The sequence below is a fragment of the Streptomyces sp. NPDC001634 genome, assembly GCF_040298185.1.
Taxonomy (GTDB): Bacteria; Actinomycetota; Actinomycetes; order Streptomycetales; family Streptomycetaceae; genus Streptomyces.
Map to the genome: position 1 here is coordinate 1 of NZ_JBEOZU010000005.1, position 20,074 is coordinate 20,074.

The following is a 20,074-nucleotide window of genomic DNA, read 5'->3' on the forward strand; positions in this document are numbered from 1 at the left end:
GCCCTGCGCGGGCCGCGCGGCGTCCGGAGCGGCCGGGCCCGCGCCTGCCGCGTACTGCTGGGCCTGCGGGCCTCGGGTGTCCGTCACAGTTCCCCCCTGGGGTCCGTGCGAGTCGGCTGAGTGCGAGTCCGTTGCGGGGGACTTGATCGCCTTCAGGTTCGTTGTGTGCGAGTCCGTCGCCCGCGCGGCGGAGCCACGGCCGCCGCCGTCCGATTCCGTACCGGTCGATCCGGCGCCCGTGGCTCCGCTCACGCTGACTCACTCCTCGTGCTACTCGGCCGAGGGCCCCTCACCCTCGTCCGTGCCGGTGGTCAGGGCGTCCTCGGCGGTCTCGTCCACGGCCTCGTCGCCGTCGACTTCCTCCGCCTCGCGCCCCGCCTCGGCGTTACGAGCGATACCGACCACGGCATCGCGCTTGCCCAGGTTGATCAGTTGGACGCCCATGGTGTCACGGCCCGTCTCCCTGACCTCATTGACTCGCGTACGAATCACACCGCCGGACAGCGTGATGGCGAGGATCTCGTCGCTCTCCTCGACCACCAGCGCGCCGACGAGCGAGCCGCGGTCCTCAACGATCTTGGCGGCCTTGATACCGAGGCCACCGCGACCCTGGACGCGGTACTCGTCAACGGCGGTCCGCTTCGCGTACCCACCGTCTGTGGCAGTGAACACGAACGTACCGGGTCGAACAACATTCATCGACAGGAGTTCATCGCCTTCACGGAAACTCATGCCCTTGACACCCGAGGTGGCGCGGCCCATCGGGCGCAGCGACTCGTCGGTTGCGGTGAACCGGATCGATTGAGCCTTCTTGCTGATCAGAAGCAGATCGTCCTCGGCCGAGACCAGTTCTGCCCCGATCAGTTCGTCGTCGGAACCGTCCTCCGTCTCACGGAGATTGATCGCGATGACACCGCCGGAACGCGGCGAATCGTAATCCTTCAGAGGCGTCTTCTTGACCAGACCGCCCTTGGTGGCGAGCACCAGGTACGGCGCGGCTTCATAGTCGCGGATCGCGAGGATCTCGGCGATCGCCTCGTCCGGCTGGAAGGCGAGCAGGTTCGCGACGTGCTGGCCGCGCGCGTCCCGGCCGGCGTCGGGCAGCTCGTAGGCCTTCGCACGGTAGACGCGGCCCTTGTTCGTGAAGAACAGCAGCCAGTGGTGCGTGGTGGACACGAAGAAGTGGTCGACGATGTCGTCTTCCTTGAGCTTCGTGCCGCGCACGCCCTTGCCGCCGCGCTTCTGCGAGCGGTAGTCGTCCGTCTTGGTGCGCTTGACGTAGCCGCCGCGGGTGATGGTGACGACGATGTCCTCTTCGGCGATCAGGTCCTCGATGGACATGTCGCCGTCGAAGGGCACCAGTTTGGAGCGACGGTCGTCGCCGTACTTCTCGACGATCGCTGCGAGCTCCTCGCTGATGATGCCGCGCTGGCGCACCGGCGAGGCGAGGATCGCGTTGTACTCGGTGATCTTCGCCTGGAGTTCGTCGTGCTCCTGGACGATCTTCTGGCGCTCCAGGGCGGCGAGTCGCCGCAGCTGCATCTCGAGGATGGCGTTCGCCTGGATCTCGTCGATCTCCAGGAGCCTCATCAGGCCGTCGCGCGCGATCTCGACGGTGTCGCTGCGCCGGATCAGCGCGATGACCTCGTCGATCGCGTCCAGGGCCTTCAGGAGGCCGCGCAGGATGTGCGCGCGCTCCTCGGCCTTGCGCAGCCGGAAGCGCGTACGGCGGACGACGACCTCGATCTGGTGCGTCACCCAGTGGCGGATGAACGCGTCCAGGGAGAGGGTGCGCGGCACACCGTCGACGAGCGCCAGCATGTTGGCGCCGAAGTTCGTCTGCAGGTCGGTGTGCTTGTAGAGGTTGTTCAGGACGACCTTGGCGACGGCGTCCCGCTTGAGCACGATGACCAGACGCTGGCCCGTACGGGACGACGTCTCGTCGCGGACGTCGGCGATACCGCCGACCTTGCCGTCCTTGACCAGGTCGGCGATCTTCTGCGCGAGGTTGTCGGGGTTGACCTGGTACGGCAGCTCCGTGACCACCAGGCACTGGCGGTTCTGGATCTCCTCGACCTCGACGACCGCGCGCATGGTGATCGAGCCACGGCCGGTGCGGTACGCCTCCTCGATGCCCTTGCGGCCCACCACCAGGGCGCCGGTCGGGAAGTCGGGGCCCTTGATGCGCTCGATCAGCGCGTCGAGCAGCTCCTCGTGACTCGCCTCCGGGTTCTCCAGGTACCACTGGGCGCCCGCGGCGACCTCGCGGAGGTTGTGCGGCGGGATGTTGGTCGCCATGCCGACCGCGATACCGGCGGAGCCGTTGATCAGCAGGTTCGGGAACCGGGACGGCAGCACCGTCGGCTCCTGGGAGCGGCCGTCGTAGTTGTCCGTGAAGTCGACGGTCTCCTCGTCGATGTCGCGGACCATCTCCATGGACAGCGGGGCCATCTTGCACTCGGTGTAGCGCATGGCGGCCGCGGGGTCGTTGCCCGGAGAGCCGAAGTTGCCGTTGGAGTCCACCAGCGGCATCCGCATCGACCACGGCTGCGCGAGGCGGACCAGCGCGTCGTAGATCGAGGAGTCGCCGTGCGGGTGGTAGTTGCCCATGACGTCGCCGACGACGCGGGCGCACTTGTAGAAACCCTTCTCGGGCCGGTAGCCGCCGTCGTACATCGCGTACAGGACGCGGCGGTGCACGGGCTTGAGACCGTCCCGTACGTCGGGCAGCGCACGCGACACGATGACGGACATCGCGTAGTCGAGGTACGAGCGCTGCATCTCCGTCTCGAGCCCGACGGGCTCGATACGCAGGGTGGTCTCGCCCTCTTCAGGAGTCACGGGAGTGTTCTCGTCGGCCATTGCTGGTGAAGATCCTTCCTGGTGCGGTCAGCTGACCGACTCAGATGTCGAGGAAGCGGACGTCCTTGGCGTTGCGCTGGATGAACGCACGCCGTGCCTCGACGTCCTCGCCCATGAGGACCGAGAAGAGGTCGTCGGCCTGGGCGGCGTCGTCGAGCGTGACCTGGCCGAGGACGCGGTGGTCGACGTCCATGGTCGTGACGCGCAGCTCCTCGGCGTTCATCTCGCCGAGGCCCTTGAAGCGCTGGACCGAGTCGTCCTTGATCCGCTTGCCGTTGCGGCGGCCCAGCTCGATCAGTGCGTCGCGCTCGCGGTCCGAGTACGCGTACTCGAAGTCGTCCCTGCCCCACTTGATCTTGTACAGCGGCGGGCGGGAGAGGAACACGTGTCCGGCCTCGACCAGCGGCCGCATGAAGCGGAACAGGAAGGTCAGCAGCAGGGTGTTGATGTGCTGGCCGTCGACGTCGGCGTCCGCCATCAGGATGATCTTGTGGTAGCGGAGCCTGGAGATGTCGAAGTCCTCGTGCACACCGGTGCCGAAGGCCGAGATCAGCGCCTGGATCTCCTGGTTCTGCAGGATCTTGTCGATCCGCGCCTTCTCGACGTTGAGGATCTTGCCTCGGATCGGGAGGATCGCCTGGTACTGCGGGTTGCGGCCGGACTTGGCCGAGCCGCCGGCGGAGTCACCCTCGACGATGAAGATCTCGCACTTGGTGGGGTCGTTCGACTGGCAGTCGGAGAGCTTGCCCGGCAGGGACGCGGTCTCCAGGAGGCCCTTGCGACGGGTGAGGTCGCGGGCCTTGCGGGCCGCCACGCGCGCGGTGGCCGCCTGGATGGCCTTGCGGACGATGTCCGCGGCCTCGTTCGGATTGCGGTCCAGCCAGTCGTTGAGGTGCTCGTAGACCGCCTTCTGGACGAAGGTCTTCGCCTCCGTGTTGCCCAGCTTGGTCTTGGTCTGGCCCTCGAACTGGGGCTCGCTCAGCTTGACCGAGATGATCGCGGTCAGGCCCTCGCGGATGTCGTCGCCGGTGAGGTTGTCGTCCTTCTCGCGCAGCAGCTTCTTGTCGCGCGCGTACTTGTTGATCAGCGAGGTCAGCGCCGCGCGGAAGCCCTCCTCGTGGGTACCGCCCTCGTGGGTGTGGATGATGTTGGCGAAGGAGTACACGCCCTCGCTGTAGCCGCTGTTCCACTGCATCGCGACCTCGAGGGACAGGCTCTTGTCCTTGTCCTCGGCATCGAGGTCGATGACGGACGGGTGCACCACGTCTCCCTTGCGGGAGTTGAGGTACTTCACGAAGTCGACGATGCCGCCCTCGTAGTGGTAGGTGACGGTCTTGACCTCGGGGGTCTCGTCCGCGCCCGCCTCGTCCGCCCCGGAGGTGGCCTTCGCAGACTCGCGCTCGTCAGTGAGTTTGATCGTCAAACCCTTGTTGAGGAACGCCATCTCCTGGAAGCGCCGCGAGAGCGTCTCGAAGGAGTACTCGGTGGTCTCGAAGATGTCCGGGTCGGCCCAGAAGGTGACCGAGGTGCCGGTCTCGCCGGTCGTCTCGTGCTGGGCGAGCGGGGCCGTCGGAACGCCCATCTTGTAGTCCTGCGTCCAGCGGTGGCCGTCGGTCTTGACCTCGACAGACACCTTGCTCGACAGGGCGTTGACAACGGAGACGCCAACGCCGTGCAGACCACCGGAGACGGCGTAGCCGCCGCCGCCGAACTTGCCGCCCGCGTGCAGCACGGTCAGCACGACCTCGACGGCCGGCTTGCCCTCGGAAGGGACGATGCCCACCGGAATGCCACGGCCGTTGTCGACGACGCGCACGCCACCATCGGCCAGGATCGTCACGTCGATGGTGTCCGCGTGGCCGGCCAGCGCCTCGTCGACGGAGTTGTCGACGACCTCGTACACGAGGTGGTGAAGGCCGCGCTCACCGGTCGAGCCGATGTACATGCCGGGTCGCTTGCGGACCGCGTCCAGACCCTCGAGGACGGTGATGGCGCTGGCGTCGTACGAGGCGGTGACCTCGCCGTTCGAGGTGATCGCCTCGTCGTTCACGTCGGCGTCGGTGGACGGGATGTTCTCGTTGGGGTTGCCGGAATCGGCCACGAAGCGCCCTTTCTGGCACAGCACAAACCAGGCTCGTCGGCGGGTTGCCGGAGCGGCTGCGGCATGTTGCGTTGGTAAGCCTTGATCAGCGTTGCTCGGTGTGTCCCACGAATGGGGCGGGATTGCGTTCCAGTCTACCGGTAGCGCCGACAGTGATGGGGGTTTGCCGGTACCTGAGTCCGCATGTGCCGCCCTGAACCGGTCTCGCCCGACTCCCCATATGCGGAGCGGGGCTCCAAGAGGCTCTGAGAGGCACTCAGCGCTTCCGGCTGTCAACCCTTTGCTACTTCGGAGTCAGGTCGGCATTCGCAACCGCGCGCGGTCATGACGAAGACACCGCCGACGCCTGCTGGCGGGCGGTCGGATGTGATGTCGGTCACCCGTAGGTGTCACCGGGCCCCGTGCTCCCGGGGGCGCGCAGGGGGCCGAAGCGCCGGACGGGGCCGCCGGGGCCAAGCACCTTGATCAGCCGGACCGTTCCGTGCCCGAGGTCCTCGTTGAGGCGCGCGACCAGTTGCGGGGCCAGCAGCCGCAGCTGGGTCGCCCACGCCGTGGAGTCGCAGGTCACGGTCAGGACGCGTTCGTCCTCGTCGTACCGCTGCGGGACGCAGTGCTTGGCGAGGTCCTCGCCCACGATCTGCGGCCAGCGGCCCATCACACCGCCCACTGCGGCCGGGGTCTCCCAGCCGCGCTCGGTGATCAGCCGGTTGATGGCCGCGCCGAGCGCCATGGGATCGCGGCCGTCGGCGCGTGCGCCGGAGCGCAGTCCGCCGCGCCGCGCCTGCTTCTTCTGCTGCGCCGCGTCCCCACGCGCGCGTGCCTGTTCCTTGGCGGCCCGCAGCGCCACACGCGCGAGGTCCACGCCCGACAGCTCGGGTGCCTTCTTCGGTGCGGGTTCGTCGGTGCTCATGCGCGCTCCACGGTGCCGTCGGACACGGTGTACCGCGTCCCGGTCAGTACATGCGGTACGTCGTCGTCGACCGCGGCGGTCACCAGGACCTGCTCCCCGGGCGAGACCAGCTCGGCCAGGCGCTCGCGGCGGCGGGTGTCCAGCTCGGCGAAGACATCGTCGAGGACGAGCACCGGCTCGTTGCCCTCCGCGCGGAGGAGGTCGTACGACGCAAGGCGCAGCGCGAGCGCGTAGGACCAGGACTCGCCGTGGGATGCGTAACCCTTGGCGGGCAGCTGACCGAGTTTGAGAAGCAGATCGTCCCGATGGGGTCCCACCAGGGTGACGCCGCGCTCGATCTCCTGCTTGCGGGCGTCGGCGAGGGCCGCCGTCAGCTGCTCGTAGAGGTCCTCGCGCGTGTGGGCCTCGCCGGGCGCGGACGGCTTGTACTCCAGGGCGACCGGGCCGCCGCCGGGTGCCAGCTGTTCATACGCCTTGTCGGCGAGCGGCTGGATCGCGGCGATCAGGTCCAGGCGCTGGACCAGCACCTCGGCGCCCGCGCGCGCGAGGTGCTGGTCCCAGACGTCGAGCGTGGACAGGTCCATGGAGCGGCCGCCATGGCGGCGGGCGAGCGCGGCCGTCTTGAGGAGGGTGTTGCGCTGCTTGAGGACCCGCTCGTAGTCGGAGCGGACGCCGGCCATGCGCGGGGAGCGGGCGGTGACCAGCTCGTCGAGAAAGCGGCGGCGTTCGCCCGGGTCGCCCTTGACCAGCGCGAGGTCCTCGGGCGCGAACAGCACCGTCCGTACGATGCCGAGCACGTCACGGGGTCTGACCTGCGAGGACCTGTTGATGCGGGCGCGGTTGGCCTTGCCGGGGTTGAGTTCCAGCTCGACGAGCTGCTGACGGTCGCCCTGCCGTACCTGCGCCCGGATGATCGCGCGGTCGGCGCCCATGCGGACGAGGGGTGCGTCCGAGGAGACGCGGTGGCTGCCGAGGGTGGCGAGATAACCGACCGCCTCGACGAGGTTCGTCTTGCCCTGGCCGTTGGGGCCGACGAAGGCCGTGACGCCCGGGTCGAGCGGAACTTCGACCCGGGCGTACGAGCGGAAGTCGGCCAGCGACAGATGCGTGACGTGCATGGTCGTTCGCCGACCTCCCCCAGGGTTGTGGGCCGCCGGGCGGCCCTGTGGATTACTTCTTCTCGACGGCGTGGCCGCCGAACTGGTTGCGCAGCGCCGCGATCATCTTCATCTGCGGCGAGTCGTCCTGACGCGAGCTGAAACGCGCGAACAGCGAGGCGGTGATCGCCGGCAGCGGCACCGCGTTGTCGATGGCCGCTTCCACCGTCCAGCGGCCCTCTCCGGAGTCGGCCGCCCAGCCGCGCAGCTTGTCCAGGTGCTCGTCCTCTTCGAGGGCGTTGACCGCGAGGTCCAGCAGCCAGGAGCGGATGACCGTGCCCTCCTGCCAGGAGCGGAAGACCTCGCGGACGTTCTCCACGGAGTGGACCTTCTCCAGCAGCTCCCAGCCCTCGGCGTAGGCCTGCATCATGGCGTACTCGATGCCGTTGTGGACCATCTTCGCGAAGTGGCCCGCGCCGACCTTGCCCGCGTGCACCGAGCCGAACTCGCCCTCGGGCTTGAGGGCGTCGAATATCGGCTGCACCTTGGCGACGTTCTCGGCGTCGCCGCCGTACATCAGCGCGTATCCGTTCTCGAGGCCCCATACGCCGCCGGAGACACCGCAGTCCACGAAGCCGATGCCCTTGGCCGCGAGCTCCTCGGCGTGCTTCTCGTCGTCCGTCCAGCGGGAGTTCCCGCCGTCCACGACGACGTCACCGGGCTCCAGGAGTTCGGCCAGCTGGTCGATCGTGGACTGGGTCGGGGCACCGGCCGGGACCATCACCCACACCACGCGCGGGCCCTCGAGCTTGCCCACAAGCTCTTCGAGGCTGTGGACATCGGCGAGATCCGGGTTGCGGTCGTATCCGATGACGGTGTGGCCTGCGCGGCGGATCCGCTCGCGCATGTTGCCGCCCATCTTGCCGAGGCCGACGAGACCGAGCTCCATCAGTTGTTCCTTAGGTTGCGACGTGGCATGAGGGCACTTTCGTACCCGCGTCCGAGCCTAAACCCGGACGCTCATGCACATCTGTGGGCATACGCGCTCAGGCGTGGGCCCCGACCTGCGGCTCCGTCCGACGGGCTGCCGGTGTTCCACAAGGCCGGAGGGCGCTGTGGAACACCGTGCCTGGGCAGGATGCCCGGCGCCGGCCGCTCAGCCGCTCAGCCGCTCAGCCGCACCGGCATGATCAGGTACTTGTAGGCCTCGTCCGCCTCCGCGTCCATGGCCGGCTTGCCGCTGAGCAGCGCGGGCTTCGTGGACGTCGTGAAGGACAGCTGCGCCACCGGGGAGTCGATCGCGCTCAAGCCGTCCAGCAGGAAGGTCGGGTTGAAGGCGATGGAGATGTCGTCGCCCTCCAGGTGGGCGTCGACCCTTTCCACAGCCTGTGCATCGTCGCTGGAGCCGGCCTCCAGGATCAGCACGCCCTGCTCGAAGCTGAGCCGGACCGGGGTGTTGCGCTCGGCGACCAGGGCGACACGCTTGACGGCCTCCACGAAGGGCGCGGTCTCAAGCGTGGCGACCGAGTTGAACTCCGTCGGGAACAGCGTGCGGTACTTCGGGAGATCGCCCTCCAGCAGCCGCGTGGTCGTACGACGGCCGGCGCCCTCGAAACCGATCAGGCCCTCGCCCGCGCCCGAACCGGACAGCGCCAGGATCACGCTGTCGCCGCTGGTCAGCGCCTTGGCGGTGTCCAGGAGCGTCTTGGCGGGCACCAGCGCGACCGCGGACGCGTCCGGGTTCTCCGGCTTCCACAGGAACTCGCGGACGGCGAAGCGGTAGCGGTCGGTGGAGGCGAGCGTCACCGTGTCGCCCTCGATCTCGATGCGCACACCGGTGAGGACGGGCAGCGTGTCGTCCCGGCCCGCGGCGATGGCGACCTGGGCGGCGGCCGCGGCGAAGACCTCGCCGGGGACCGTGCCCGTCGCGTTCGGCATCTGCGGCAGCGCCGGGTACTCCTCCACAGGGAGGGTGTGGAGTGTGAACCGCGAGGAGCCGCAGACCACCGTCGCCCGTACACCGTCTGTGGAAATCTCCACCGGGCGGTTGGGGAGGGCGCGGGAGATGTCGGCCAGCAGACGGCCGGAGACGAGAACCGTGCCCTCCTCCTCGACCTCCGCCTCCACGGACACGCGCGCGGAGACCTCGTAGTCGAAGCTGGACAGGCTCAGCTGGCCGTCCTCGGCCTTCAGCAGAAGGCCGGCGAGGACAGGCGCCGGCGGACGGGCCGGGAGGCTGCGCGCCGCCCAGGCCACTGCCTCCGCGAGTACGTCGCGTTCCACCCGGATCTTCACCGTAAGCCGCCTCCTGCTGTTGCCGGCGTTCTCGCCCTGCCTGGCCTTCGTCGTCTGACTCGGTGTCGTGGGCCCCTGTGAGGGGAAGGACACCGGGGACCAGTCTGACGCACGGCGCTGACAGTAGGTGCCTCTCGGGGTCAAGTCGTGATGAGGGGCAGCCGGGAGCCGGAGAGCGAGTTGTGCACAGGACCCGCTTCGAAGCGAAATCCCAGCTCTCTCTAGTTGGGAGTAGTAGTAGGGCCTGTGGATACCGTGGATAACCGCGTTTTCCCAGGTCAGAGGCGAAATTTTGTCCACGGGCCCTGTGGGTACGGGCAGTGGACAACCAGGGGTCTCTGTGGAGAACGGAAAGTTCTGCACACCCCGTGCACAGCCTCGGGGCACTTCTCCCCAGTGCCGTCCCCAGCTTTACCCACCTTTCCCACAGGCCAACCCGACACCTTGGTGTGACGCCTTTCACTCCTGTCGGTGAGAGGGTGCGTCGCGTTGCCGAACAGTGGACAGGGATGTGGAGAAGCCGGGGATCGCTGGGGACAACCGGCCCCAGCCTGTGGGTCGTCGGTGGACAACTCGGTGCACAGCCTGTGGATCTTTGCGTCGTCCACAGTCTGTGGAGATCGTTCGTCCACGAATCCACAACCACCTGAGCTGGCCCGATCGTCCTTCAACAGCACAACCTGTGGACGCTATCTGGACAACTCCACAGTCCCCAGCATGTGGACGGAAGAAAGTCGCCGAATCTGTGGAGAGTGGCCGTAACGCGGCAGGTATTCGAACAAAGGGTGGCCGACGAGCGGCCGGAGAACGCCTGAGGGGGCCCTCCGAACATGGCTGGGGAAGGGCCGTCGGGCGCCCTGTGCGTGGCTGGGGAGTCGCTGTGGGTGCCCTGCGCGCAGCTGAGGAACCGCCGCCAGGCGCCCTTCGCGCGCCGAGGAACCGCCGACGGCCGCTCTGGGCGCTGTTGGGGAACCGCCGTCGGACAACCTGTGCGTGGCTGGGGAGTCGCTGAGGGTGCCCTGCGCGCAGCTGAGGAACCGCCGACGGCCGCCCTGGGCGCTGTTTGGGGAACCGCCGACGGCCGCCCTGGGCGCTGTTGGCGAATCGCCGTCGGGCAACCTGCGCGTGGCTGGGGAACGCCGAGGGCCGCCCCTGCGCGTAGCTGGGGAAGGGCCGACGGGCATTCTTCGTGCGCCGAGGAGCCGCCTTCGGGTGCCCAATGCGCTGTTGGGGAAGGGCCGATGGGCGCCCTCCGTGCGCAGGCACCGCCCCAGAGCTCCCCACGCGCTGCTCGGAAATTGCCGTCGGGTGCCCTGCGGGCTGCTGGGGAACCGCCGACTCGCGCCTCGCGCGCATGGCCCGGAAACGGGCGCCGGTGCTTCTCGCGCGCGTACGAGAACGGCAGAAGGCGCCCTCGGGACAGTTCCCGGGGCGCCCTCGGTGCCGTTTGCGCGCCGCCGTCAGCCGTTCTTGATGCGGTTCGTCAGCTCGGTGACCTGGTTGTAGATGGAGCGCCGCTCGGCCATCAGCGCCCGGATCTTGCGGTCGGCATGCATCACCGTCGTGTGGTCGCGGCCGCCGAACTGCGCGCCGATCTTCGGCAGCGACAGATCCGTCAGCTCACGGCACAGGTACATCGCGATCTGGCGGGCGGTCACCAGGGCGCGGCCGCGCGAGGTGCCGCACAGGTCCTCGATCGTCAGCCCGAAGTAGGCGGCGGTGGCGGCCATGATGGCGGTCGCGGTGATCTCGGGGGCCGTGTCCTCGCCGCCGGGGATCAGGTCCTTGAGGACGATCTCCGTCAGGCCGAGGTCCACCGGCTGACGGTTGAGCGACGCGAACGCCGTCACCCGGATCAGCGCGCCCTCCAGCTCGCGGATGTTGCGCGAGATGCGGGAGGCGATGAACTCCAGCACCTCCGGCGGCGCGTTGAGCTGCTCCTGCACCGCCTTCTTGCGCAGGATCGCGATACGCGTCTCCAGCTCGGGCGGCTGGACGTCGGTGATCAGACCCCACTCGAAGCGGTTCCGCAGCCGGTCCTCCAGGGTCACCAGCTGCTTGGGCGGCCGGTCCGAGGACAGCACGATCTGCTTGTTGGCGTTGTGGAGCGTGTTGAAGGTGTGGAAGAACTCCTCCTGCGTCGACTCCTTCTGCGCCAGGAACTGGATGTCGTCGACCAGCAGGATGTCCATGTCGCGGTAGCGCTTGCGGAACGCGTCCGCCTTGCCGTCGCGGATGGAGTTGATGAATTCGTTGGTGAACTCCTCGGAGCTCACGTATCGCACCCGCGTGCCCGGATAGAGGCTGCGTGCGTAGTGCCCGATCGCGTGCAGCAGGTGCGTCTTGCCGAGCCCGGACTCCCCATAGATGAAGAGGGGGTTGTACGCCTTCGCCGGCGCCTCGGCGACGGCGACCGCGGCCGCGTGTGCGAAGCGGTTCGAGGCGCCGATGACGAACGTGTCGAAGAGGTACTTCGGGTTGAGGCGTGCGGTGGGCTCGCCCGGACCGGTCGCCGGTGCGGGCTGAGCGGCCAGCGGGCCGGGAGCGCCGGTGGTGGGACCCGCGCCGACCGGACCACCCCTGTGCACATGACCGTTGCCGGAGGACGGCTCGGGAATCTCGCGACGGTCGGGGCGCTGCTGGTCGAAGTCGGGGCGCGCGCTCTCGTACTCCCGACGCTGCTGCTCGTAGGGCGGCCGCTCCAGCGACTGCGCACGGTAGTCCGGCGCGGGCGTCGCATACGGGTCGCGCTCGGGGAAGCCGAGCCGCTGTTGCTGCCAGCCGTAGTCGTCCTGGGCCGGGCGCGGCCAGGCGCCGGGCTCGGGACGCTGGTACTCGCCCGGGTACGCAGGTCGGGCGGGTGGGAGCTGGTCGGCGCGGGCGCCGGGGAGCTGGTCACCGGGACCGGTGGGCAGCTGGTCGGGGCGGCCCGAGCGGTGGTCGTCGGCGCGATGGCGGCCGTACCCCTCGTAGCCGCCCTGGTGGTCGTACGCGTCGCGGCCCTGGGGTGCGGGGAGCTCGGGCTCCTCGTAGCGCGACTGGGCGGGGGGCACCGGCGCCGGGGGCTCGCCGGCGGAGTCGTCGACGGTGATCGCGATGCGGATCGGGCGGCCGCACTCGCGGCTCAGCGTGTCGCTGACGATCGGCGCGAGCCGGCCCTCGAGAACACCCTTCGCAAACTCGTTCGGAACGGCGAGCAGGGCGGTGTCGGCGACCAGCGCCAGCGGCTGGCAGCGCTTGATCCAGTGCTCGTCCTTCGCCTCGACACCCGGCCCGCGCCCCTCACCGAGAAGCTTTTCGAGTACTCGTGGCCACACTGCGGCAAGATCGGCAGGTACGTCAGCCACAGGGCACGCTCTCTCACAGGTCCCACGAACGTGTGGTTGTGGGACGGGTCGGGATGTAACTCGGGTGGGTCGGGGCGGGGGCAAAACTGCTGGGGCCGGGATAAGGGAACGAATCGGAGTCCAGTCACGGTAGTCAGGGCAACCGGTGCGGTTCAAGTTGTTGTCCCCAGCCTGTGGACAAGTGTCTCCCCCCGGCCGCTGGTTTGACCGGATGGCGTAGCCCCGCGTACCGTAACCAGGTCGAGTTGTCGATGGCTGCTGCCGCCTGCCTCCGATGGGCACAGATCACGCACCAGTGCCCCGACCAGGGCACATTTCGGTGATCGGGAAGCGGTGCACTCGGGCGTATTGCGAGCTACTCGTGGGCGCACGGTGACAGCCAGGCGACACCCGCCACCCGTCGAATCATTACTGGAGCCCCCGAGTGAGCAAGCGCACCTTCCAGCCGAACAACCGTCGTCGCGCGAAGACCCACGGCTTCCGGCTGCGTATGCGCACCCGTGCCGGCCGCGCCATCCTGGCGTCCCGCCGCAGCAAGGGTCGCGCCCGCCTGTCCGCCTGATCGCATACAGGTCATGACGTGCTGCCTACCGAGCATCGGCTGAGGCGGCGCGAGGACTTCGCGACCGCGGTACGCCGAGGACGCCGGGCCGGACGCCCGCTTCTCGTCGTCCACCTTCGTAGCGGTGCCATGGACCCGCACGCGCCTGGGGAGAGCGCTCCCCCGACGCGTGCGGGTTTCGTCGTGAGCAAGGCAGTGGGTGGAGCGGTCGTGCGCAACAAGGTGAAGCGCAGGCTTCGCCATCTGATGCGTGACCGAGTGGCCCTGTTGCCCCCCGGTAGCCTGGTAGTCGTACGAGCGCTGCCCGGTGCGGGTGACGCCGACCATGCACAGCTGGCCCGAGACCTGGATGCCGCCTTCCAGCGGCTGCTGGGCGGAGGGGGCACGCGATGAAGTACCCACTACTGGCCCTGATCAAGATCTACCAGTGGACGATCAGTCCACTGCTCGGGCCGGTGTGCAAGTACTACCCCTCGTGTTCCCACTATGGCTACACGGCCATCGACCGGCACGGTGCGATCAAGGGGACGGCACTCACTGCGTGGCGCATCCTGCGGTGCAATCCGTGGTCGCTCGGCGGTGTGGACCATGTCCCGCCGCGCAAGCGTCCGCGGTGGCACGAAATGCTGCGTAACGCCTGGCGTGCACGCAAGGGCGGGCCCTCCGCCGCCGAACCGGCCACCGACGGGGACAACCCTTCGAGCCCGGCCGCAGAGACCTCGTCCCATGCCCAAGGAGCATGATTAGTGGACACGATTGCCAGCCTCTTCAGCTTCATCACGACACCCGTCTCCTGGGTCATCGTCCAGTTCCACACGGTGTACGGCGCGATCTTCGGCGCTGACACGGGCTGGGCCTGGGGCCTGTCCATCGTGTCCCTGGTGATCCTGATCCGTATCTGCCTGATCCCGCTCTTCGTGAAGCAGATCAAGGCGACCCGGGCCATGCAGACGCTCCAGCCCGAGATGAAGAAGATCCAGGAGCGTTACAAGAACGACAAGCAGCGCCAGTCCGAAGAGATGATGAAGCTGTACAAGGAGTCGGGCACCAACCCGCTCTCCTCGTGCCTTCCCATCCTGGCGCAGTCCCCGTTCTTCTTCGCCCTCTACCACGTGCTCAACGGCATCGCGTCGGGCAAGACCATCGGCGTCATCAACAACCAGCTGCTCGCCAGCGCCCAGAAGGCGCACATCTTCGGTGCTCCGCTGGCCGCCAAGTTCACGGACGGCTCCAGCAAGGTCGCCCAGCTCGGCGCCTCGCTGACGGACGTCCGGGTCGTCACCGCGGTCATGATCGTCCTGATGTCGGCGTCGCAGTTCTACACGCAGCGCCAGCTGATGACGAAGAACGTCGACACGACCGTGAAGACGCCGTTCATGCAGCAGCAGAAGATGCTGATGTACGTCTTCCCGGTCATGTTCGCCGTCTTCGGCATCAACTTCCCGGTCGGCGTCCTCGTCTACTGGCTGACCACCAACGTGTGGACCATGGGCCAGCAGATGTACGTCATCCACAACAACCCGACCCCGGGTTCCAAGGCCCAGGCCGCCTACCTGGAGCGCCTGCACAAGCACGTCACGCACCACGGCAAGACCCGCAGCCGGGGTGAGAAGGCCATCGTCAAGGCGATCGTCGCCAAGGGCCGCGACCGCAACGAGTTCGAGCGCAAGTTCATCAACGGTCTGAGCAAGGCGGGCCTCGCGGCCCAGGCCGACGGCACCGTGGTGAAGAGCGAGGCCGCGGCCGTCGCCACCGTCGAGGACGGAACGCCGACCACCGCTGCCCCCAAGCGCCAGCAGCCCAAGCGGCAGAGCAAGGCGCAGCGCCAGTCCGGTGGCCCCAAGCCGGCGGGTGACTCCGACCAGCCCTCGTCGCCGTCGCTGAGCAAGTCCGACGAGCCGGAGGACGCCAAGCCGGCCGATGCCGCCAAGAAGGCGACGCCCCAGTCCGGCTCCGGCACCCGCAGCAGGGCCCAGTCCGGCCAGCGCAAGGGTCCGCAGCGGCCCAAGTCCCCGTCCAAGAAGTAAGAAGGAGTCCATCCCGTGACGGAAGGCACCACCTCCGCCGCTGCCGAGGGTGCAGACACCCTGACCCGCCTGGAGCAGGAGGGCGAGATCGCGGCGGACTACCTCGAGGGTCTGCTGGACATCGCTGACCTCGACGGTGACATCGACATGGATGTCGAGGCCGACCGCGCGTCCGTGTCGATCATCAGCGACACGGGCAGCCGCGACCTGCAGAAGCTGGTCGGTCGTGACGGCGAGGTGCTGGAGGCGCTCCAGGAGCTCACGCGCCTGGCTGTGCACCGGGAGACCGGCGACCGCAGCCGGCTGATGCTGGACATCTCGGGCTACCGCGCCAAGAAGCGCGCCGAACTCTCCGAGCTGGGCGCCAAGGCCGCGGCCGAGGTCAAGAACACCGGCGAGCCGGTGAAGCTGAAGCCGATGACGCCGTTCGAGCGCAAGGTCGTGCACGATGCGGTCAAGGCCGCGGGCCTGCGCAGCGAGTCCGAGGGCGAGGAGCCGCAGCGCTTCGTCGTCGTGCTGCCCGCCTGATTCGGTCCATACGTTCTCCGGCCCCGTCTGTTGCGCAGACGGGGCCGAACTTTGTCAGCCTGGTAGTTCTGGTAGTCGGCGCCCGGTGCGCCGATGCGGTACGGAAGGACGGTCCCCGTGACGGAGGCAGTGGAGCTCCCCCCTGCACCCGAGCAGGCGCGCGAGGTATTCGGCGATCGGTTCGCCGATGCGGTCCGGTATGCCGAGCTCCTGGCGGAGGCGGGAGTGCAGCGGGGACTCATCGGCCCGCGTGAGGTGCCACGCCTGTGGGAGCGGCACCTGCTGAACTGCGCGGTGCTCTCCGAGGTCGTGCCCGAGGGCGTCACGGTGTGCGACGTCGGTTCGGGGGCCGGGCTCCCCGGCATTCCCCTGGCCCTCGTCAGGGACGACCTGAAGATCACGCTGCTGGAACCGTTGCTGCGGCGTACGAACTTTCTCACAGAGGTCGTCGAACTCCTCGGCCTCGACCATGTGACGGTCATGCGAGGTCGTGCCGAGGAGGTCATGGGCAAGCTGCCCCCGGTCCACGTGGTCACGGCACGGGCCGTGGCGCCACTGGACCGGCTGGCGACATGGGGTATTCCGCTGCTGCGCCCGTACGGGGAGATGCTTGCACTCAAGGGCGATACCGCCGAGGAAGAGCTCAAGAGTGCGGCCACCGCGCTGAGCAAGCTCGGTGCCGTGGAGACGTCCATCCTCCATGTCGGGGAGGGGGTCGTGGATCCGCTGTCCACGGTGGTACGGGTCGAGGTCGGGGAGAGCCCCGGGGGTGTGCGCTTCGCGGCCAAACGGGCCAAGGCGGCCCGTACCGGACGTGCGCGCCGTCGTCGCTGATCCGTCCTGACGACGAGACGTACTCCACACAAGCCGCCGAACCTATGCTTCTCGGAGTGTCGCGGAGACCCGGCCTTGGCTGCTGTGCATCGTGTTTCACGTGAAACGTCGCTCACTGTTGCACGGCATCATCAGTCGCGGCCGGGCAGCGGCCGAACCCCGTGACCGTAAGCCGCTGGGATCCCTTGGAGAACCGTCCACCAACGACACCTTGTCCCCCATGGAGGGCATCGAGTTGTCCACAGAGGTGGATTTCTCCACAGAAGGCCAGACCTCACTGGTTCACAACCCCGAAGGCATGGGAGGCTCTGTTCATTGCGAGCCTGAAGTCGAGGAGAGTGAATCCTTGCGGTCCGACGCCAACATCGCGGGACCGATGACCGATCCGGTCCCCGGTCCCCGTACCGAGTCGATGGGGGAGGATGTTTCACGTGAAACACCGCCCCCGATGGACGACACTCCCATCGGTCGTGCTGCCCAACTTGCGGTGGAGGCACTGGGTCGCGCCGGCGAAGGCCTGCCACGGCCCGAGCAGACCCGGGTCATCGTGGTCGCCAACCAGAAGGGTGGGGTGGGCAAGACCACGACAACGGTCAACCTTGCTGCGTCCCTTGCTCTGCACGGTGGCCGCGTCCTGGTGATCGACCTCGACCCTCAGGGCAATGCGTCCACTGCGCTGGGGATCGACCACCACGCCGAAGTCCCTTCGATCTACGACGTGTTGGTCGAGAGCAAGCCGCTCGCGGAAGTCGTCCAGCCGGTCCCTGATGTCGAGGGTCTCTTCTGTGCCCCCGCCACGATCGATCTCGCCGGTGCGGAGATCGAGCTGGTGTCCCTGGTGGCGCGAGAGAGCCGACTGCAGCGTGCGATCGAGTCCTACGAGCAGCCACTGGACTACATCCTGATTGACTGCCCGCCCTCGCTCGGCCTGCTGACGGTCAACGCGCTGGTCGCCGGGCAGGAGGTCCTCATCCCGATCCAGTGCGAGTACTACGCGTTGGAGGGCCTGGGCCAGTTGCTGCGCAATGTCGACCTGGTGCGGGGGCACCTCAACCCCGCCCTTCATGTGTCGACCATCCTGCTCACCATGTACGACGGCCGGACGCGGCTGGCGTCCCAGGTCGCGGAAGAGGTGCGCAGCCACTTCGGTGACGAGGTGCTGAGGACGAGCATTCCCCGCTCGGTCCGCATCTCCGAGGCGCCGAGCTATGGGCAGACAGTGCTGACCTACGATCCGGGGTCGAGCGGCGCTCTCTCCTATCTTGAGGCGGCACGTGAAATCGCGCTGAAGGGCGTTGGCGTCCACTACGACGCACAGCACGCCCACATCGGCGCCCAGACGGAACAGAGCATGGTGGAGGGGATTCAGTGAGCGAGCGACGGAGGGGGTTGGGCCGTGGTCTCGGCGCACTCATCCCTGCTGCCCCGACAGGGGAGAAGGCGGCACCTCCTGCTGCGATGGGCGGCCCATCCGCCACACCGGCGGCGGTGCCCGTACTGACGACGGACCGGGGAGTGGCGGCCGCCAAGGTGACCACGCTTCCGCCTGTTTCACATGAAACCGAGGAGCCGTCGATGAACGGCACCGCGGAGACGCCTGCGTCGCCTATCGGTGCCCACTTTGCCGAGCTGCCCCTCGACTCCATCACCCCGAATCCGCGGCAGCCCCGTGAGGTGTTCGACGAGGACGCGCTCGCGGAGCTGGTCACCTCCATCAAGGAGGTCGGGCTTCTCCAGCCCATCGTGGTGCGGCAGGTGGGTCCGGCGCGCTATGAGCTCATCATGGGCGAGAGGCGCTGGCGAGCCTCCCGTGAGGCCGGCCTGGAGGCCATCCCGGCGATCGTGCGGGCCACGGACGACGAGAAGCTCCTCCTGGACGCCCTTCTGGAGAACCTGCACCGGGCCCAGCTGAATCCGCTGGAAGAAGCGGCCGCCTACGATCAGCTCCTCAAGGACTTCAACTGCACCCATGATCAGCTGGCGGACCGTATCGGCCGGTCGCGCCCGCAGGTCTCCAATACCCTGCGGCTGCTGAAGCTGTCTCCGGCGGTGCAGCGCCGGGTGGCCGCCGGCGTGCTGTCCGCAGGGCACGCACGAGCCCTGCTGTCCGTCGAGGACTCGGAGGAGCAGGACCGGCTGGCTCATCGGATCGTGGCCGAGGGGCTGTCCGTGCGGGCTGTCGAGGAGATCGTCACCCTCATGGGATCCCGGCCGCAGAGCGCCCCGCGCTCCAAGGGGCCGCGAGCAGGTGCGCGGGTCTCTCCGGCGCTGAGCGACCTGGCGACCCGGCTCTCGGATCGCTTCGAGACCCGGGTGAAGGTCGACCTCGGCCAGAAGAAGGGCAAGATCACCGTCGAGTTCGCCTCCATGGACGACCTTGAGCGAATCCTCAGCACCCTTGCTCCGGGCGAGGGGCCGGTCCTTCAGAAAAGCCTTGTGGACCCCGACTCCCTGGAGTCGGAGGACTGAGCCGGCAGGTGGCGCGACGGTTTCCGTATGGCAGACCACCAGAGCGGACTGTGTCCGGTGTGTACCGGAACACGGTCCGCTCTTTGCTTTCAGGCAGTATCGATGGAATCGCATCATGGATACGATGCGTTCGGGTATGGCGCATCCACCTGGCGGCACCTTCATTGGGGAGGCGGGGGCCATGCGAACCATGAGCCGTTCCGGACTGGTGACCGCGGGCCTGAGCCTGGGGGCGGTCGGCGGGTTCGTCGGCAGCCTGCTCAGGGAGCGGAGCGCTCTGACAGCCGCCCGCGGCGCTGCGGGCGAAGGAAGCGAGGATCTGCCTTCATGGGGCGTCGGCTCGTACCGCTCACGCTGGACAACCTTCCGGACCTTCCCAAGCGCTGTCGCGCGTGTGTCTTCTGGGAGCTGGACCCCGTCAGCGGCGAAGCCGCGGTAAAGGCAGGCACACCCGCGCTGGAGAAGGAGGCATGGATCTCTGCCGTCCTGTTGGACTGGGGGTCCTGTGGCCGGGTGGTCTATGTGGATGACGTGCCAGTGGGCTTCGTGCTGTACGCCCCGCCCGCCTACGTTCCGCGTTCCACGGCGTTCCCCACGAGCCCGGTTTCACCGGATGCGGTCCAGCTGATGACTGCCTTCATCATGCCTGGATATCAGGGGCAAGGGCTCGGGCGTGTGATGGTCCAGACGGTCGCCAAGGATCTGTTGCGCCGTGGCTTCAAGGCGATCGAGGCCTTCGGTGACGCCCGCTGGAAGGAGCCCGCCTGCCTCCTGCCCGCCGAGCATCTCCTGGCGGTGGGCTTCAAGACGGTACGGCCGCACCCGACGTACCCCCGGCTCAGGCTGGAGCTGCGTACGACGCTCTCGTGGAAGGAGGACGTCGAGCTGGCGCTCGACCGTCTTCTGGGAGCCGTACAGAAGGAACCGGTGTTGCGGCCTCTGTGACCGGCCTCTCCCCTGATTTCTGCTGTTGTCTGCTCACATCATGCGAATGGGCCAGCCCCTGAGGGCTGGCCCATTCGTGTTTCACGTGAAACATCGC

16 protein-coding genes and 1 pseudogene are annotated in these 20,074 nt (G+C 68.1%); 9 read left to right on the forward strand and 8 right to left on the reverse strand.

Features of this window, described 5'->3' with window-relative positions:
* The 8 genes and pseudogenes from ABT186_RS04385 to dnaA all read right to left on the reverse strand — a co-directional run.
* Positions 1-252, reverse strand: a pseudogene (locus ABT186_RS04385) (DUF3566 domain-containing protein); the annotation flags it as partial.
* A gap of 18 nt (positions 253-270) precedes the next feature.
* Positions 271-2,862, reverse strand: a complete 2,592-nt coding sequence (gene gyrA, locus ABT186_RS04390; RefSeq protein WP_351221290.1) for a DNA gyrase subunit A — start codon at positions 2,860-2,862, stop codon at positions 271-273.
* A gap of 40 nt (positions 2,863-2,902) precedes the next feature.
* Positions 2,903-4,987 carry a DNA topoisomerase (ATP-hydrolyzing) subunit B gene (gene gyrB, locus ABT186_RS04395; protein ID WP_351221289.1) on the reverse strand — a complete coding sequence of 695 codons (2,085 nt, stop codon included), beginning with the start codon at positions 4,985-4,987 and terminating at the stop codon, positions 2,903-2,905.
* 352 nt (positions 4,988-5,339) lie between these two features.
* The gene (locus ABT186_RS04400) at positions 5,340-5,873 is read right to left on the reverse strand and encodes a DciA family protein (protein WP_351221288.1); all 534 of its coding nucleotides are present in this window, start codon (positions 5,871-5,873) and stop codon (positions 5,340-5,342) included.
* Positions 5,870-6,991 carry a DNA replication/repair protein RecF gene (gene recF, locus ABT186_RS04405; RefSeq protein ID WP_351923512.1) on the reverse strand — a complete coding sequence of 374 codons (1,122 nt, stop codon included), beginning with the start codon at positions 6,989-6,991 and terminating at the stop codon, positions 5,870-5,872. The genes ABT186_RS04400 and recF overlap by 4 nt, the downstream gene beginning before the upstream one ends.
* 52 nt (positions 6,992-7,043) lie before the next feature.
* Positions 7,044-7,919: a phosphogluconate dehydrogenase (NAD(+)-dependent, decarboxylating) gene (gnd, locus tag ABT186_RS04410; protein ID WP_351923514.1), complete on the reverse strand. Its 876-nt coding sequence runs from the start codon at positions 7,917-7,919 to the stop codon at positions 7,044-7,046.
* A gap of 215 nt (positions 7,920-8,134) precedes the next feature.
* Complete coding sequence (gene dnaN, locus ABT186_RS04415) at positions 8,135-9,265, reverse strand: DNA polymerase III subunit beta (protein ID WP_351221285.1); 1,131 nt, start codon at positions 9,263-9,265, stop codon at positions 8,135-8,137.
* Between the two features lie 1,460 nt (positions 9,266-10,725).
* Entirely contained in the window at positions 10,726-12,612 is a 1,887-nt protein-coding gene (gene dnaA / locus ABT186_RS04420) for a chromosomal replication initiator protein DnaA (protein ID WP_351221284.1), read from the reverse strand.
* A gap of 424 nt (positions 12,613-13,036) precedes the next feature.
* Between dnaA and rpmH the strand changes: the two genes are divergently transcribed.
* The 9 genes from rpmH (at position 13,037) to ABT186_RS04465 (ending at position 19,977) form a co-directional block, all read left to right on the forward strand.
* Positions 13,037-13,174, forward strand: coding sequence for a 50S ribosomal protein L34 (gene rpmH, locus ABT186_RS04425; RefSeq protein ID WP_003956500.1), 138 nt, complete (start codon positions 13,037-13,039; stop codon positions 13,172-13,174).
* 18 nt (positions 13,175-13,192) lie between these two features.
* A complete protein-coding gene (gene rnpA / locus ABT186_RS04430) occupies positions 13,193-13,567 on the forward strand; it encodes a ribonuclease P protein component (protein ID WP_351221283.1) in 375 nt (124 codons plus the stop codon).
* Positions 13,564-13,917: a membrane protein insertion efficiency factor YidD gene (yidD, locus tag ABT186_RS04435; protein ID WP_351221282.1), complete on the forward strand. Its 354-nt coding sequence runs from the start codon at positions 13,564-13,566 to the stop codon at positions 13,915-13,917. The genes rnpA and yidD overlap by 4 nt, the downstream gene beginning before the upstream one ends.
* 3 nt (positions 13,918-13,920) lie before the next feature.
* Positions 13,921-15,201, forward strand: a complete 1,281-nt coding sequence (yidC, locus tag ABT186_RS04440; RefSeq protein ID WP_351221281.1) for a membrane protein insertase YidC — start codon at positions 13,921-13,923, stop codon at positions 15,199-15,201.
* A 15-nt stretch (positions 15,202-15,216) separates the two neighbouring features.
* Positions 15,217-15,729, forward strand: a complete 513-nt coding sequence (locus tag ABT186_RS04445; RefSeq protein ID WP_351221280.1) for a Jag family protein — start codon at positions 15,217-15,219, stop codon at positions 15,727-15,729.
* 117 nt (positions 15,730-15,846) lie between these two features.
* The gene (gene rsmG / locus ABT186_RS04450; protein WP_351221279.1) at positions 15,847-16,563 is read left to right on the forward strand and encodes a 16S rRNA (guanine(527)-N(7))-methyltransferase RsmG; all 717 of its coding nucleotides are present in this window, start codon (positions 15,847-15,849) and stop codon (positions 16,561-16,563) included.
* Positions 16,564-16,861: 298 nt separating this feature from the next.
* Positions 16,862-17,935 (forward strand): ParA family protein, encoded by a 1,074-nt coding sequence (locus ABT186_RS04455; RefSeq protein WP_351221342.1) that lies wholly within the window; start codon positions 16,862-16,864, stop codon positions 17,933-17,935.
* Positions 17,932-19,032: a ParB/RepB/Spo0J family partition protein gene (locus ABT186_RS04460; protein ID WP_351221278.1), complete on the forward strand. Its 1,101-nt coding sequence runs from the start codon at positions 17,932-17,934 to the stop codon at positions 19,030-19,032. Before ABT186_RS04455 ends, ABT186_RS04460 begins: the two co-directional genes overlap by 4 nt.
* 327 nt (positions 19,033-19,359) lie before the next feature.
* On the forward strand, positions 19,360-19,977 hold the full coding sequence (locus tag ABT186_RS04465) for a GNAT family N-acetyltransferase (protein ID WP_351221277.1): 618 nt from the start codon (positions 19,360-19,362) through the stop codon (positions 19,975-19,977).
* The last annotated feature ends 97 nt before the right edge of the window (positions 19,978-20,074 follow it).

Coding starts and splice junctions, on each gene's coding strand:
- gyrA (WP_351221290.1), bottom strand. CDS start 2,862: ATGGCCGACGAGAACACTCCCGTGACTCCTGAAGAGGGCGAGACCACC.
- ABT186_RS04400 (WP_351221288.1), bottom strand. CDS start 5,873: ATGAGCACCGACGAACCCGCACCGAAGAAGGCACCCGAGCTGTCGGGC.
- recF (WP_351923512.1), bottom strand. CDS start 6,991: ATGCACGTCACGCATCTGTCGCTGGCCGACTTCCGCTCGTACGCCCGG.
- gnd (WP_351923514.1), bottom strand. CDS start 7,919: ATGGAGCTCGGTCTCGTCGGCCTCGGCAAGATGGGCGGCAACATGCGC.
- yidD (WP_351221282.1), top strand. CDS start 13,564: ATGAAGTACCCACTACTGGCCCTGATCAAGATCTACCAGTGGACGATC.
- ABT186_RS04455 (WP_351221342.1), top strand. CDS start 16,862: ATGGGAGGCTCTGTTCATTGCGAGCCTGAAGTCGAGGAGAGTGAATCC.
- ABT186_RS04465 (WP_351221277.1), top strand. CDS start 19,360: ATGGGGCGTCGGCTCGTACCGCTCACGCTGGACAACCTTCCGGACCTT.